This is a genomic window from Pseudoblastomonas marina, assembly GCF_034374265.1.
Taxonomy (GTDB): Bacteria; Pseudomonadota; Alphaproteobacteria; order Sphingomonadales; family Sphingomonadaceae; genus Alteriqipengyuania_A; species Alteriqipengyuania_A marina.
Genome location: NZ_CP139718.1, coordinates 2,470,752 through 2,485,190 on the forward strand (window position 1 = coordinate 2,470,752; position 14,439 = coordinate 2,485,190).

Here is a 14,439-nt window from a genome sequence, read left to right on the forward strand (position 1 = left end):
GATCCATGGAATCGATCACCAGCAACCTGCTCGCCGCCCGCAACGCGATCCTGCAGCAGAACAAGACGCTGCAGAACGTCGCCGACAAGCCTGCCGGCGGTCCCGGCGCGATCCCTTCCTCGCCGACGATCGGCGGGGGCGACGACAAGGCGCCTTTCGCCACCACCATGCGCGAGGCGATCGGCCAGGTGAACCAGGCCCAGACCGCCGCTTCCGAAGCCGCCGCTGCTTACGAAGCCGGCGAGACCAGCGACATCGCTGCCGTGATGCTTGCCAAGCAGAAGGCCTCGGTCGGTTTCGAAGCCACGCTGCAAGTCCGCAACAAACTGCTCTCGGCCTACGAGAACATCATGAACATGCCGGTGTAATATGAGCGACCTTACCATTTCCCAGCCCGGCACTTCCGATGGCGGTTCGACCGCCCTCGCGGCCCGCACCCCGCAGCGGCTCAAGCCGATCGGCACCAGCGGGGGTGCCAATGCCGCCTCCGATGCGGCCGCGAACCTGTTCCAGCGGGCGAAGGATTTCCTCGCCCAGCCAGCCGTCGCGCGCTCGCTGCCGATGGTCAGCCTGATCGGCGTCGTCGCGCTGGCCGGCTTCGCCTGGCTGGCGCTCCAGGAACCGCCGCAGCGTGACCTGTTCCGCGGCCTGCCCGACGACGACAAGGCGGCGGTCGCCGCCGCGCTGCAGACTTCGAACATCGCCTATCAGCTCGACAGCGCCACCGGTGCCCTAACGGTTGGTGAAGACGATTACCACGCCGCCAGGATGGCGCTCGCCTCGCAGGGTCTCCCGCGCAGCGCGCCCGACGGGGACAGCATGATCTCCAGCCTGCCGATGGGCGCCAGCCGCGCGGTCGAGACCGAGAAGCTGCGCGGTGCCCGCGAAGCCGATCTCGCCCGCTCGATCGAGGCAATGGACGCGGTCAATACCGCGCGCGTCCACCTCGCCGTCGATCCGCCCAGCGTGTTCATCCGCGAACGGAACGAACCCGCCGCGTCGGTGGTGCTCAACCTCGCCTCGGGCCGAACGCTCAGCAGCGAACAGGTCCAGGCAATCACCCACCTCGTCGCCAGCTCGGTCTCCGGCCTCGCTTCGGACCGAGTCTCGGTGGTCGACCAGAACGGCAACCTCCTGTCGCAGGAATCGAATGGCGGTGCGCTCGGCGAAGCCGGGCAGCAACTCGCCGTCCGCGAGCAGATCGAGAACCGTTACCGGCGCTCGCTCGCCGCGCTGCTGACGCCGATGCTCGGTGCCGGCAATTTTGCTGCCGAGGTTTCGGCCGAGCTCGACTTCTCGCAGCGCCAGGCGACCAGCGAATCCTTCCCGCAGGACGAGACCCGCGTGCGCAGCGAACAGCGCAGCTGGTCGGCCGAAACCGACGGCCAGGGTGCCGCCGGGGGTATCCCGGGGGCGCTTGCCAACCAGGCCCCCGCCGACACCACGCTGGAAGACCAGATGGGCGATCCCGCGCAGGGCGAAGCCGCTCCGCAAATCCGCGAAGAGCAGGTCGCGCGTAGTTTCGAACTGGGCCGCCAGGTCTCGGTCGTGCGCGAGGCCAGCGGCGATATCTCGCGCCTCTCGGTCGCGGTGGCCGTTGCCGCCAGTGCCGACGGCAAGCCGCGCAGCGCGGCCGAACTCGCCCAGATCGAGAACCTGATCAAAGGCGCGGTCGGCTACAACGAAGCACGCGGCGACCAGGTGGCGGTGACCTCGCGCGCGTTCCAGCCGACCACCGCGGTCGAAGAGAGCTGGTACGAAGCGAGCTGGGTCTCGCTGCTGGCCCGCAACGTCTCGGCGCTGCTCGTGGCGCTGGCGATCATCTTCTTCATCGGCCGCCCGCTGCTGAAGAAACGCAAGGAAATGAAGGCCGAGGCGATCGCGACGGGCGGCCAGCCCAACCGCCAGCTGCCCGCCGCCGCGCAGGAACCGGTCGAAGACCACCTGCCGGTCACGCTCGACATGATCACCTCCGCTCACAGCTATCAGGAGCGCGCGTTGCTGATCCAGAACTTCGTCAAGCAGAACCCCGAACACGCCACGCTGGTCGTCCGCGACCTGCTGAAATCGGCCAAGAACACGAAGGAGCCGGTCAATGGCTGACGTGATGGAAAAGTCCGCCGATAACGGCGTCAACGCGGCCCCCGCCAGGCCCAATATCGGCGACGAACAGGCGGCGGCGATCCTGCTCCTGCTGTTCTCTGAAGATGAGGCGGCGCAGATCCTCTCGCGGCTCGAGCCCGACGAGGTTCAGCAACTGAGCAAGGTCATGTATTCGGTGGCCGATATCGGTGCACCAGAGATCAACGTCGTGCTGGACCGCTTCGTCGATCGCGCGCGCCACCGCACCACGGTCGGCTACAAGGCTGACCTGCAGATCGAATCGATGCTCACCGCCGCGCTGGGCGAACAGCGCGCTGAGGCGATCGTCAGCCGTACCGCACCGAAAAAGAAGGCTGCGCCCAACCTCGAACCGCTCAAGTGGATGGCCTCCAAGGACATCGTAGCGATGATCGAGGACGAGCATCCCCAGATCGCCGCGCTGGTGCTGTCCTTCCTGTCTTCGGATTCGGCCGCCGAGGTGCTCAAGCTCCTGCCGGAGAGCGAGCAGGACGATATCGTCTACCGTCTCGCCACACTGGGCAAGGTCAGCACCGACGCGATCGGGACGATCGAACAGCTGCTCAACGCCTTCCACGCCCCGCAGGCGAGCGCCCCGGTCGAGACCGGCGGCAACAGCGCCTCGGAAATCGCCGCGATCATGAACCTGATCGGCAAGAAGCAGAGCAAGCGCGTGATCAAGTCGCTCGCCAAGCGCGACAAGGGCATTGCCGGCGCGATCGAAGACCAGATGTTCACCTTCGCCGATCTTGTCACGCTCGAGGTCAAGGACCTGGGCACGGTGATGCGCGGTGTCGACAACGACTCGCTCGTCCCGGCGCTCAAGGGTGCGGACGACCAGCTGCGCGAACGCATCCTCAGTTGCATGTCGAGCCGCGCCGCGCAGACGCTCGAGGACGAGATCGAGGAACGCGGGCCGATTCCGATGGCCGATGTGATCGAAGCGCAGAGGCAGGTCGTCGCGCATGCTCGCAAGCTGGCCGACAACGGCGAAATCGTGATCGGCGGATCGAGCGATGAATATCTCTGAGTTCCAGCGCCACGAGACCCCCGGCCAGGCCGCGCAGAGCGCGTTTAGGCCGGTGTGGGAGTCCGCATCCGAGCCGTTCCGCACGCTCGACCCGGCCAGCCAGGCGGCAGCGGCGAAATCCGAGCAGCCGCAGGCGAACGGCAAGAGCCGCGAAGAAGAGTTGCAGGAGATCTACCAGAAGGGCTTCGCCGACGGACAGGCGGCGATGACCGAGGCCAATGCCGACCTGCTGGCCGCGTCCGACAAGCTCGAACGCGCGGCCGCCACGCTCAAGGCGCAACCCGGCGACGCGGTGGCCGAGACTCTGCTGCGCACGGTGCGCCGGTTGATCGAGGAAACCGCCGGGTTCTCCGCCCCCGATGCGCAGAAGCTCGAGGACACTTGCCGCGCGCTCGCTGCCATCGCGGCCAAGGAATGCACCAACGCCTCGCTCCATATCCACCCCGAAGATCGCGCGCTGCTCGGCGACGCGCAGGTCGGGGTCGTGCTGCGCGACGATGCCACGCTGACGCGCGGCACGCTGTCGCTCGCGCATGACGACGGCTGGATCGAGCAGGGCACCAAGTCGATGCTCGACGAGCTCGACGCGATGATCGAAACGCTGCAGGCCGCGCGATGATCGCCGCCCAGCAGCGCGCGGTCGAATCGCTGATCGACCGGGTCGGCGCGGTCGATGCCGGCCCGCGCAGGATCGGCAAGCTCGTCGCCCACGATGCCGGCATGATGGAAGTCACCGGCTTCGATTACCCGCTCGGTTTTGGCGGCTCGATCCGCACGGCCGACGGCCGCAAGATCAAGGCCGAGATCGCGGGTTTCCGCGGCTCGCGCGCGATGATGATCCCGCTCGAAAGCGATGGCGCGCTGAAGAACGGCGCCCGGGTCGAACCCGACATGCAGTCGAGCCTCGCCGATGTCGGCGACGGCCTGCTCGGTCGCGTGATCGGCCCGATGGGCGAACCGCTCGACGGCGGCGGGCCGGTGGTGACCGGCGATCGCTGGCCGCTCGCGGGCAAGCGCACCAATGTCCTCAATCGCGGACGCGTGACCCAGCCGATCGATCTCGGCGTGCGCGCGATCAACGCCCTGCTTACTGCCGGCTACGGCCAGCGCGTCGCGATCGCGGCGGGCTCGGGCGTCGGCAAGTCGGTGCTGATCGGCCAGATCATCGCCAATGCCGATGTGGATGTCGCGGTGGTCGGCCTGATCGGCGAACGCGGTCGCGAGGTCAGCGATTTCGTCGACACGCGGCTCAACGGACCGATGCGCAGCCGGACCGTGACGGTCGCCGTGCCCGCCGACCATTCTCCGGTGTTGCGCCTGCGCGCCGCCTCCCGCGCGACCGCGATCGCCGAATATTTCCGCGCACAAGGCAAGCGCGTCCTGCTGATCGTCGACAGCCTCACCCGGATCGCCCACGCGCAGCGCGAGATCGGCCTCGCCCTCGGCGAGCCGCCGACCATGAAAGGCTACCCGCCTTCCGCGCTCGCGCTGATTCCGCGGCTGGTCGAGCGTGCCGGCAACGACCGCAACAGCGGTGGCTCGATCACCGCGCTCTACACCGTGCTCGCCGATGGCGGCGACATGGAGGATCCGGTGGTCGATACCGCCCGCGCGATCGTCGACGGCCACATCATCCTCTCGCGCCAGTTGGCCGAGCAGGGGGTCTATCCCGCGATCGACATCGGCAAGTCGCTGAGCCGCGTCGCGACCGACATCGTCGATGACGGCCAGCGCGCCGCCCAGGCCAATTTCCGCCGCTTGTGGTCGGCCTACGAGGACAATCGCGACCTGCTGCTGATGGGCGCGTACCGCGAAGGCAGCGATCCGAACATCGACGAGGCCGTCCAGCGCCGCGCCGAACAGCTCGCCTTCATCCGCCAGGGCATCAGCACCGCCGTTTCCCTTGGCGACAGCGCCGCCCAGCTCGAGCAAGCGTTCGGCGGTGCGGCATGAGAAAGGCGCTCAACGACAAACGCCGTATCCTCGCGATGCGGAATACCCAGCTGTCGATCGCGACCGGCGAGATCTCGTCGGCTCGTCATGCCGAAGACAGCCTCGAAGAAAAACGACGCAAATTGCAGGAGCTCGCGATCACGATGCATGCCGCAGGCACCCAGTGCAGCACCGGACGGACACTGCACGCCCAGATGGAACTCGCGCAGCGGCTACGGTCGGCGAGCGAGAGCATGGTCGGCGCGATCGACCATGCCCGGCAACGCACTGCCCAGGCAGAGCGGCAAAGGATTGCCGCCTACCAGGATCGCGAGATTGCCGACCGCCTGACAGACCGCGCCGCGCGCGAGCTCGACCAGCATCTCGACCGCAAGATCGCCAGCCAGCCGCAGCACCGGCGGCGGCAATTGGAGGGGAATAACGCATGAATATCGCGAAACTCGGTTTGTCGGGCGGCGAATCCATGCCGCGCGCCGGAACTGGCACGGTTCCTGCTTCGGGACATCCCATGTTCGGAGAAACGCTTCACTTCCGGCTCCAGCTGGCCAGTTCGACCGCGAAACTCGCGACGCTCGACGGCATGGCCGGCATGGCCGGTATGGTCGCTGGAACCGCGCCCGCATTCCCGGGGCTCGAGACCCTCGAGCTGAACGCGCTGCCGGAGCGCATCTCTTTCGCCGCGCCCGAGGGCGAATCCGTCGATCGCGCGACCGAAGAATTTGTCGACACCGATGAACTCGCGCCGACGCTGGCGCTGCTCGCCCCGATCGTCGACACCGCGCCTTCGACCAATTTCGTTGTGATCGGCACCGGAGAGATTCCCACGCGGGCCGCTTCGCTTGCGTCGATCACTACCGCGTCCGCGTCCGCGACCGGCATGGTGACGGGCGAAACCGGCGACGAGCGACCCGCAGGCCAGCTTGCGGCGAATGCCGTCGCGCCCGAAGAAGTTCTCGCCGATCCCGACGGCGACGTGGCCGCGCTGCTTCGCCGCGTGCGCACAGCCGGGACCGAGCGCGCACCAGTCCAGACCGTCGCGGCTGACGTCGATCGCACCGCTTCGGGGCGCCAGCCCGAGACGGCGGCAGCCGATATCGATCCGCGCCTCGACCAGGTGCAGGGCCCCGGCGCCCATGCCCGCCAGCCCGCTCCGGATTTGGCGCGCTTCCGCGCCGCGTCGACTGCCGTCGCCAACGCGGCGGCGGAGGCAGCGTCGTATGGCGACAAACCTGCAGCAGCTACCGCGCCCGTTCCCGATCAGCCGCTTGTCGCAGCCTCGGTCTCCGACCCGCGGGTCGGCAGAGCGACGCGGCATAACGATGATTTCGCGACCTCGCGCATTCGCGGCGGCAGTGCCACGTTGCGCAGCACGGCGCGGATCGATGCGCCCGATGCAGGCCGCGAATTCGACCTCACCGGGATGGAGCCCGGGACGGTCGAGGACACTCCGTTCCAGCGGCAGGTTGCGACTTCGGTCGTCGATGTCCGGGCCGGCCATGCCACGCCTTTGGTCGCGCAGCACGCCGCCGGCACGAATGCCGACCCGGCTTCGCTCGAGACCGGCACGCGGTCCGATAACGACCAGACGCTTCCGCTCGACCAGCGCTTCTCCGATCGGCTCGGTGCCATGGTCGGTGCGGCGATGGGCAACGCGACGCTGAAGGATGGCATGCTCCGCCTGCAGGTCACCCCCGATCACCTCGGACCGATCGAGATCGAGATGGATTCGTCGGGCTTGTCCGATCGCCTCCAGATCACGGTTGAAAGCGAAGCCGTGCGGCAGGCAGTTGCGCAGGCCCAGGGCCGGATCGAGCAGGAACTTCGCCAGGCCGGCGCGAGGTTGGCCGGGATCGACGTCGCGCTGCGTGACAGCGGTGCCGACGCGCAGGGCAACGCCCAGACTAACGCACATACGAATTCGCAGGCCGATACCGATGGGCGCCGCCCCGGCCCGGCCACCAATCATGACACGGCCTCGACCGCTCCCGACGCCGCCGAACTGCTTTCGGCATCGGGCGGCGGAGAAGCCGGCAATGTCCTTTACGCTTGATAACACCCGATTGACCGGAGTTTGACCATGTCGGATGCAGAAACCACGCCCAAGAAAAAGGGCGGCAAGATGAAGAAGGTGCTGATCGCCACGCTCGGGCTCGTCCTGATCGGCGGTGCCGGCGGCGCCGGAGGCTTCTATTACGCGGGCGCCTTCGGCGGCGATGCTGCAGAGGAAAAACCCGATCATCCCAAGCTCGTCCTCAAGGACGGTTCGCAGATCGATGCCCCTCCGGGCGATGGGACCGGCAATTTGAAGGACAAGGCCAAGTACCAGGTTACCTACCACCCGATCGAAGGCAGCTTCACCAGCAACCTGCGCGGCGGCAGTGGTTTTGCCCAGGCCGAGATTGCGGTGTCGACCTTCTATGACGAACGTGTCGTCGCCGCTTTGACCGAGCATGATTTCGCGATCCGCGATTCGATCGTGATGGAACTGGCTGAAAGCAACGGACAGGAACTCGAAACCGGTGCCGGCAAGAAGGAACTTGCCCAGCGCCTGCGTAACAGCATCAACCAGGTTCTGGTCGAGAAAACCGGCTTCGGCGGGATAGACTCGATCTATTTCACCAAGCTGGTGCTGCAGTAAGCCGATGGCGACGAAGACTGCCAAACCGGCCAAGACGGCCAAGCCCGCCAAGGGCGTTGCGAAGAAGCCGGCTGCCGACAAGGCGGTCGAAATGGGGCAGTTTGCCCACAGCTTCCCGCGGCGCGCGACCGGCGAGGCGGACGTGCTGCCGATCGCCCGGCGGATGGGCAAGCTGCTGTGCCAGTCGCTGCGGCAGAGCTTCCAGCCGCTCGCGGAAGAGCGCCTGACGGTCGAAGCCCAGGAGCCGCAGGTCGTCGAGCACGACGCATGGGCCGCGAAGCGCAAGGGCCCGACCGGGTTCGCCTTCTACCAGCTACCCCCGATGAAGGGGCGGATGGCGATGCTCCTGCCGCAGGACCTGATCGCGGCGCTGGTCGATGCCTTCTTCGGCGGCTCGATCTCGCGCGGCAAGTCGACCAAGACGAATTTCTCTTCGAGCGATTTGCGCCTGATGCACCGGATCGCCCAGAACACCGCACCCGAGATCGGCGCGGCCTGGTCGCAGATCGGCCCGTTCCGTTGCGTCGCGGCCGGCTTTACCGACGACGAGGAAGAGGCGAGGATCGCAAAGGGCGATGCACCGCTTCTTCTCCAGCCGTTCACGCTCGCCTATCCGGGCGGCGTCAAGTTCACGATCGAATGCGTCTACCCGGTCGAGATGATCCAGTCGGGACGTGAATTCTGCACCACGGCGAAGCCCGAGGAAACCTCGTCCGCCGATCCGGCCTGGCGCCAGGCGATGGGCCTGGCGATCGCCGAGACCTACCTGCCGGTGCGTTCCGTGATGGCGCGCCCGAGCATGACCATGAATCAGCTCGCCAACCTCAAGGAAGGCGACATCATCTCGATCCCGAACGTCCGCAACCTCCAGTTGCTTATCGGCGATCGCCCATTCGCGCGCGGCAATATCGGCGAACAGAACGGTATGGCCGCATTCCGCATCGACCACTTCGAACAGGGAAAAATCTCGTGACCGACATGACCCAGGCCGCCGGCCTCGCCGATGCGGCAAAGGCCGCCGAAACCAATGCGGCAATTTCTTGCCAGCCCGGTACCGGCTTTGCCGACGAAACGGCAAACCATTACCGCTTCCTCGCCGATATCCCGGTCAGGCTCTCGGTCGAAGTCGGCGCGGTGTCGCTGAAACTCAGCGAAATCATGGACCTGGAAGAGGGTTCAGTGGTCGAGCTGGGGCGCCAGGCAACCGATCTTCTCGACATCAACGTAAATGGCACGCTCGTTGCAAGGGGAGAGGTCGTAACCATCGACGGCCGGTTCGGCATCCGCGTGGCGGAAGTCATCTCCAACCAGGTCGCCGGAACGAAAGTCGAAAGGCGTGCTTAGTGACCTACTATATCCTGAAGCTGGTGATCATGCTGCCGCTGATGGCGGCCATGATCGTCGGATCGCTATGGGTATATCGTAAATACCAGCCGGGCTTCGCAGGCGCGACGCGCCAGCGGAACCTGCGCCTCGTGGAGACGCTGTCTCTCGGATCGTCCGGCAAGCTCGCCGTGATCGATTTCGGGGAGCAGCGTCTTCTCGTTTCGGCCGTGCGTGGTCGGATCGAATGTCTCTCGACGCAGGACCGCCCCGACGACGCCGACCTCGTCGACGAACTCGACCGCGATGGCGGCGGGGATCCCACCGTCGACCTGCCGGCCAAGGCCAAGGGCTTCCGCGCCGCGCTCGACCGCGCGCTCAACGCTCCCGAAACGCTGCGTCAAATGCGGACGCGCGACCAGTGATCGGCCTTCTCGACCTGAAATCCGCCGGCAGGCGCCGGATCGGAATGCTGCTCGTCGCGATGCTCGTGGTGTTCGCCCCGACCGAGCTCGCCGCGCAGACTCCGGGTGCCTCCGAAGCACTGACCCGCGCGCTCGATGATGTTTCGGGCGATGGCGCGCCGCTGACGCTGTCGCTGCAGATCCTCATCCTGATGGGGCTGCTGACCATCCTGCCGTCGCTGGTCCTGATGATGACCAGCTTCACCCGGATTATCATCGTCCTTTCGATCCTGCGCCAGGCGCTCGGTCTCCAGCAGACCCCGCCCAACCAGGTGCTGATCGGGCTTTCACTGTTCCTCTCGATCTTCGTGATGGCGCCCTCGATCGAGCAGATCAACGCCAACGCGATCGAACCCTACGGCAATGACGAGATCGCGCTCGAACAGGCGATCGAAGTGTCGGGCGACGTGTTCCACGCCTTCATGGTCAAGCAGACCCGCCAGAACGACCTCAAGCTGTTCATGGATCTTGGCGACGAACCGCCGGTCGCCACCCCGCAGGACATCCCGTTCTCGGTGCTGCTCCCCGCCTTCGTCACCAGCGAGCTGAAGACCGCCTTCCAGATCGGCTTCATGATCTTCCTGCCGTTTCTCATCATCGACCTCGTCGTCGCCTCGACGCTGATGGCGCTGGGTATGATGATGCTGTCTCCCACCATTATCTCGATGCCGTTCAAGCTCTTGCTGTTCGTGCTGGTCGATGGCTGGGCCCTGACCATGGGGTCTCTCGCCGGATCGTTCGTGACGTAGGGGGCGGGACATGGAACAGACGGATTTCTTCATCGGCATCGCCCAGCAGACGCTGTGGGTCACCGCGATGGCGGCCGCGCCGCTCCTCATCCCGGCGCTCGCTGTCGGCATCCTGCTCGGCATGGTGCAGGCCGCGACCTCGATCAACGAGGCGACGCTGAGCTTCGTGCCCAAGCTGATTGTGGTCGCGATCATGCTGGCGCTGTTCGGCGGGTCGATCCTCTACCTGATCTCCGATTTCACGATCGAGATGTACAACCGGATCCCGGAATTGCTGGCATGATCGCACCGGGTCTCGCAGGCGCGGAAGATCAGCTGTGGCAATATGCCATGGCGATGATCCGCCCGGGCGCGGCCCTTATGGTTGCGCCGATCTTCGGCGCGTCGCAGGTGCCGTTGCCGCTGCGTATCATCCTCGCGCTGATGATCGCGGTCGCGGCGACCGGCCTCGGCGGGGTCACGATGCCGCCTGAAACCATGGTCAGTTTTTCGGGTCTATTGTTCGTGCTCGGCGAGGTGCTCGTCGGTGCGGCGATGGGCTTCGCACTGCAGATCGGGTTCTCCGCCGCCTTCATCGCGGGCGAGACGCTGAGCAACGCGATGGGTCTCGGCTTCGCTTCGTTGAACGATCCGCAATCGGGCACCAGCACCCCGGTGCTTGGCCAGTTCCTCTCGATCGCGGCGACGCTGCTGCTGCTCGCGATGGACGGGCACCTGATGCTGATCGCGATCATCGTCGACAGCTATTCGACGCTGCCGCCCGGCAACGCCTTCATGAGTTTCGCCTCGATCGAGAGCCTCGTCCAGTTCGGCGGATCGCTGTTCGGCATGGGGCTGCTGATCGCACTCCCGGTCGGCTCGGCGCTGATCCTGATCCAGGTGGTGATGGCGATGCTCGCGCGCTCGGCCCCGGCGATGAACCTGTTCGCGGTCGGCCTGCCGGTCGCGCTGCTCGCCGGCCTCGTCCTGCTCGCCATCGCGACGCCGATCATGGCCGAAACCATCATGCAGGCGATGGGCGACGGCCTGATGCAGTCGCGCACGATGGCGGGAGGCTAGGCGATGGCGGACCAACCACCCGGTGGCGGCGAGAAGACCGAAGATCCGACACAAAAACGCCTGCGGGACAGCGCCAAGAAAGGCGACGTCCTGCAGTCGAAGGAACTGGGCACTGCGCTGGTGATGATGGGCGGCACGCTCATGTTCGCGCTGTTCGGCGGCGGGCTGATCGGCTCGACCGAATCGGTCGTCGCCTCGGGGCTGTCGATCGCGCCGGCCGATATCGAGGAATTCGACATGGGCGGGCGCACGCTGCGGCTGCTCGCCCCGCTGGCGCTCCCGTTCGGCGGCCTGGCCGCGCTGCTGATGCTCGCGGCGATCGCCACCCCCGCTTCGCTCGGCTCGCTCGGCTGGCGTGCGAGCGCGCTCAAGCCCAAGGGCTCGAAGCTTAGCCCGCTGGCAGGCCTGAAACGTATGTTCGGCATGCACGCCTTGATCGAGCTGACCAAGGCGCTGGCCAAGGTTTCAGTGATGGGCGCAGTCGGCGCCTACATCATCTTCGCCGCCATGCCCGAGATGGTGCAGCTGGGCGCGGGCAACGTGAACAGCTCGGTATCCAGCTTTGGGGAGCTGTTCATCTACACCATGCTCGCAATGTCGGGCTGCCTCGTGCTGATCGCGATGATCGACGTTCCGGCGCAGATCTTCCAGCGCACCAAGAAGCTGAAGATGACGAAGCAGGAGGTGAAGGACGAGCACAAGGAAACCGAAGGCTCGCCCGAACTCAAACAGGCCGTGCGCCAGCGCCAGCACGAGATGATGAGCGGCGGCGCGCGCAAGGCAGTCGAGGAAGCCACCGTCCTGCTGGTCAACCCGACCCATTTCGCGGTCGCGCTGCGCTACGACCAGGCGCGCGACGCGGCCCCGGTGGTGCTGGCGCGCGGACGCGATGCGGTGGCGCAGGCGATGCGCTCGCTGGCGGAGGAGGCCAAGGTGCCGATCCTGCAATATCCCGAGCTCACGCGCGCGATCTACTTCACCTCGAAGGCGAACCAGATCGTCGACGAGCGGCTCTACATGGCCGTCGCCGCGCTACTCGCCTTCATCTACCGCCTCGATGCGAAAATGGCGTCCAAGTCGGACAAGCCGGGCATCGAGGTCCCCAACGATCTGAGGTTCGATTCCGATGGCACGAGAAAAAGCTAAAGTGACCGTCCAGACCACCGTTACTCCGCTCAAGGAGAAAGGCGCGCGCGCATATGTTTGCTAGTATTTCCAACCTGATCAGCGGCAATACCGGGATCAATTCCGGTCAGATCGTGGCGGACCTGGTGCAGATCACGCGCGAACCGCGCGAAACCGCGATCAACCAGAAGCAGCAGCTCAACAGCGCGCGTATCTCGGCGCTCGCCTCGGCTTCGTCCTCGCTCAACACCTTCGCCGACGCCTTGCAGGGTATCCTCGACGGGCGCCGCTTTTCGGGCGACCTCGTGTCGAGCGACGGCGGGGTCGCGATCGCCAGCTTCATCGAGGGGCAGACCCCCAAGGGCCTGCCGGTCACGATGGAGGTCAAGCAGCTCGCCTCCGAGCAGAAGCTGATCAGCCGCAATTACACCGACGCCGCGCAGCCGGTCGGCCAGGGCACGCTGACGCTCGCGACCAGCACCGGTAGCTTCGACATCGTCATCGACGGGACGAACGATAGCCTCACCGGGCTCCGCGACGCGATCAACACGGCCGATGCCGGCGTGACGGCTTCGATTGTGACCGACAATCTCGGAACCCGTCTCGTCATCGCCGGTCAGGACGGCGCCGACCAGGCCTTCACGCTCACGCCCCCGGCCGCGCCGAACGCGCTCAACGACTTCGCCTATCCGCCGACCGTCGACGGCGGGATGACCCAATTGTCGCAGGCCCTCGACAGCATCGTCGTGGTCGACGGGGTCCAACTGGTGAACTCGTCGAACGAGATCAACACCGCGATCGAAGGCGTGAAGCTGAGCCTGCTCAAGGCGAAGCCGGGCGAGACGATCACGATCTCGGCGAGCGAGCCGCCGACCACGACGCGCGAACTCGTGACCGAGTTCATCGATGCCTTCAACAGCCTCAAAAAGGGCCTCAACACCGCCACCGCACCCGGGCTCGACGGGGTCCAGGGCGGCCCGCTCGCCGGCAATCGCGCGATCCGCGACATGGTCAGCAAGCTCGCCCGGATGAGCTCGGAGACCCTGTCGAGCACTGGGCCATTCCGGACGCTCGCCGATATCGGCGTGCGTACCGCGCGCGACGGCACGCTCGAGCTCGACAGCGCCGCCTACGACCGCGCGATCGCGCTCGATCCGGATGCGGTCGCGAGCATGCTCGACCCGCTCGAACCCGATGCGAACAATCCGGGCATTGCCGGCACGCTCGACAAGATCCGCGACACGCTGCAGGACAGCAACGGCCCGCTCGCTCTCGCCAAGAAGCGGTTCGATGAAATCAACACCAAGCTCGCCGAGATGCGCGTCGAGCTCGACGAAGACATCGAGAAATACCAGGCCAACCTCCAGCAGACCTACGCCAACATGGATCGTCAGCTGGCGGTGCTGAAGCAGACCCAGGCCTACCTCAAGCAGCAGATCTCGATCTGGAACAGCACCGGCGAAGACTAAGGGATCGGACAGGACACGATTATGTATTATTCCGCCAACCGTTCGGCAGCCGCCAATTACGGCAACCTCGATGCGACCAGCCGCGTCGCGGCAGCGAGCCCGCACGAACTCGTCTCGATCCTGTTCGAACAGCTGCTGCTGCGGCTCGACCGCGCCAAGCGCTCGCTCGATCGCGGCGACATGGCCGCGATGCTTCAATCGCGCGCGCGCGCCTCGGATATCCTCAACGCACTCGAGGAAAGCCTCGATTTCGACAATGGGGGCGAAATCGCGACCGCGCTCGCGATTGTCTATCGCGAGGCCTCGAACCGGATCGATTCGGCGAGCGGCAGCGAAGCGGGCGACAAGCTGGTGTCGGCGCGCGAGATGATCGCCGAGATCGCCGAAGCCTGGGCCGAGATCGGCAAGGTGTCGCAGGCGGCCTGACGGGGCGTCCCGACAAGCGGCACGAAAAAGCCCGCCTGGTACGAACCGGGCGGGCTTTTTCGTGGGTGTCGGGTGGAACCGC

17 protein-coding genes are annotated in these 14,439 nt (G+C 66.1%); all 17 read left to right on the forward strand.

Annotated features, from left to right (window positions below; genetic code table 11):
* Nucleotides 1–5: 5 nt before the first annotated feature.
* The 17 genes from fliE to T8S45_RS12420 are packed head-to-tail and all read left to right on the forward strand — an operon-like array spanning nt 6 to nt 14,357.
* Nucleotides 6–368, forward strand: coding sequence for a flagellar hook-basal body complex protein FliE (gene fliE, locus T8S45_RS12340; RefSeq protein ID WP_188640756.1), 363 nt, complete (start codon nt 6–8; stop codon nt 366–368).
* Nucleotide 369: 1 nt separating this feature from the next.
* A complete protein-coding gene (gene fliF / locus T8S45_RS12345; protein ID WP_322293939.1) occupies nt 370–2,103 on the forward strand; it encodes a flagellar basal-body MS-ring/collar protein FliF in 1,734 nt (577 codons plus the stop codon).
* Complete coding sequence (fliG, locus tag T8S45_RS12350) at nt 2,096–3,151, forward strand: flagellar motor switch protein FliG (RefSeq protein WP_322293940.1); 1,056 nt, start codon at nt 2,096–2,098, stop codon at nt 3,149–3,151. The genes fliF and fliG overlap by 8 nt, the downstream gene beginning before the upstream one ends.
* Nucleotides 3,138–3,770 carry a FliH/SctL family protein gene (locus T8S45_RS12355; RefSeq protein WP_322293941.1) on the forward strand — a complete coding sequence of 211 codons (633 nt, stop codon included), beginning with the start codon at nt 3,138–3,140 and terminating at the stop codon, nt 3,768–3,770. Before fliG ends, T8S45_RS12355 begins: the two co-directional genes overlap by 14 nt.
* Nucleotides 3,767–5,104 (forward strand): FliI/YscN family ATPase, encoded by a 1,338-nt coding sequence (locus tag T8S45_RS12360; protein WP_322293942.1) that lies wholly within the window; start codon nt 3,767–3,769, stop codon nt 5,102–5,104. The genes T8S45_RS12355 and T8S45_RS12360 overlap by 4 nt, the downstream gene beginning before the upstream one ends.
* The gene (locus tag T8S45_RS12365; protein ID WP_188640761.1) at nt 5,101–5,532 is read left to right on the forward strand and encodes a hypothetical protein; all 432 of its coding nucleotides are present in this window, start codon (nt 5,101–5,103) and stop codon (nt 5,530–5,532) included. The genes T8S45_RS12360 and T8S45_RS12365 overlap by 4 nt, the downstream gene beginning before the upstream one ends.
* Entirely contained in the window at nt 5,529–7,154 is a 1,626-nt protein-coding gene (locus T8S45_RS12370) for a flagellar hook-length control protein FliK (RefSeq protein WP_322293943.1), read from the forward strand. The genes T8S45_RS12365 and T8S45_RS12370 overlap by 4 nt, the downstream gene beginning before the upstream one ends.
* A gap of 27 nt (nt 7,155–7,181) precedes the next feature.
* Nucleotides 7,182–7,742, forward strand: a complete 561-nt coding sequence (locus T8S45_RS12375) for a flagellar basal body-associated FliL family protein (protein WP_322293944.1) — start codon at nt 7,182–7,184, stop codon at nt 7,740–7,742.
* Nucleotides 7,743–7,746: 4 nt separating this feature from the next.
* The gene (locus tag T8S45_RS12380) at nt 7,747–8,715 is read left to right on the forward strand and encodes a FliM/FliN family flagellar motor switch protein (protein WP_322293945.1); all 969 of its coding nucleotides are present in this window, start codon (nt 7,747–7,749) and stop codon (nt 8,713–8,715) included.
* A 5-nt stretch (nt 8,716–8,720) separates the two neighbouring features.
* Nucleotides 8,721–9,086, forward strand: a complete 366-nt coding sequence (gene fliN, locus T8S45_RS12385; protein WP_188643015.1) for a flagellar motor switch protein FliN — start codon at nt 8,721–8,723, stop codon at nt 9,084–9,086.
* Nucleotides 9,086–9,490, forward strand: coding sequence for a FliO/MopB family protein (locus tag T8S45_RS12390; protein ID WP_188640765.1), 405 nt, complete (start codon nt 9,086–9,088; stop codon nt 9,488–9,490). Before fliN ends, T8S45_RS12390 begins: the two co-directional genes overlap by 1 nt.
* Before the next feature lie 59 nt (nt 9,491–9,549).
* Nucleotides 9,550–10,278 carry a flagellar type III secretion system pore protein FliP gene (gene fliP / locus T8S45_RS12395; protein WP_229658200.1) on the forward strand — a complete coding sequence of 243 codons (729 nt, stop codon included), beginning with the start codon at nt 9,550–9,552 and terminating at the stop codon, nt 10,276–10,278.
* A gap of 10 nt (nt 10,279–10,288) precedes the next feature.
* Entirely contained in the window at nt 10,289–10,561 is a 273-nt protein-coding gene (locus T8S45_RS12400) for a flagellar biosynthetic protein FliQ (RefSeq protein ID WP_188640766.1), read from the forward strand.
* Nucleotides 10,558–11,337 carry a flagellar biosynthetic protein FliR gene (gene fliR / locus T8S45_RS12405; protein WP_188640767.1) on the forward strand — a complete coding sequence of 260 codons (780 nt, stop codon included), beginning with the start codon at nt 10,558–10,560 and terminating at the stop codon, nt 11,335–11,337. Before T8S45_RS12400 ends, fliR begins: the two co-directional genes overlap by 4 nt.
* 3 nt (nt 11,338–11,340) lie before the next feature.
* The gene (locus T8S45_RS12410) at nt 11,341–12,483 is read left to right on the forward strand and encodes an EscU/YscU/HrcU family type III secretion system export apparatus switch protein (RefSeq protein WP_322293946.1); all 1,143 of its coding nucleotides are present in this window, start codon (nt 11,341–11,343) and stop codon (nt 12,481–12,483) included.
* A 53-nt stretch (nt 12,484–12,536) separates the two neighbouring features.
* Nucleotides 12,537–13,931, forward strand: coding sequence for a flagellar filament capping protein FliD (gene fliD, locus T8S45_RS12415; RefSeq protein WP_322293947.1), 1,395 nt, complete (start codon nt 12,537–12,539; stop codon nt 13,929–13,931).
* A 21-nt stretch (nt 13,932–13,952) separates the two neighbouring features.
* Nucleotides 13,953–14,357, forward strand: coding sequence for a flagellar export chaperone FliS (locus T8S45_RS12420; RefSeq protein ID WP_188640770.1), 405 nt, complete (start codon nt 13,953–13,955; stop codon nt 14,355–14,357).
* The last annotated feature ends 82 nt before the right edge of the window (nt 14,358–14,439 follow it).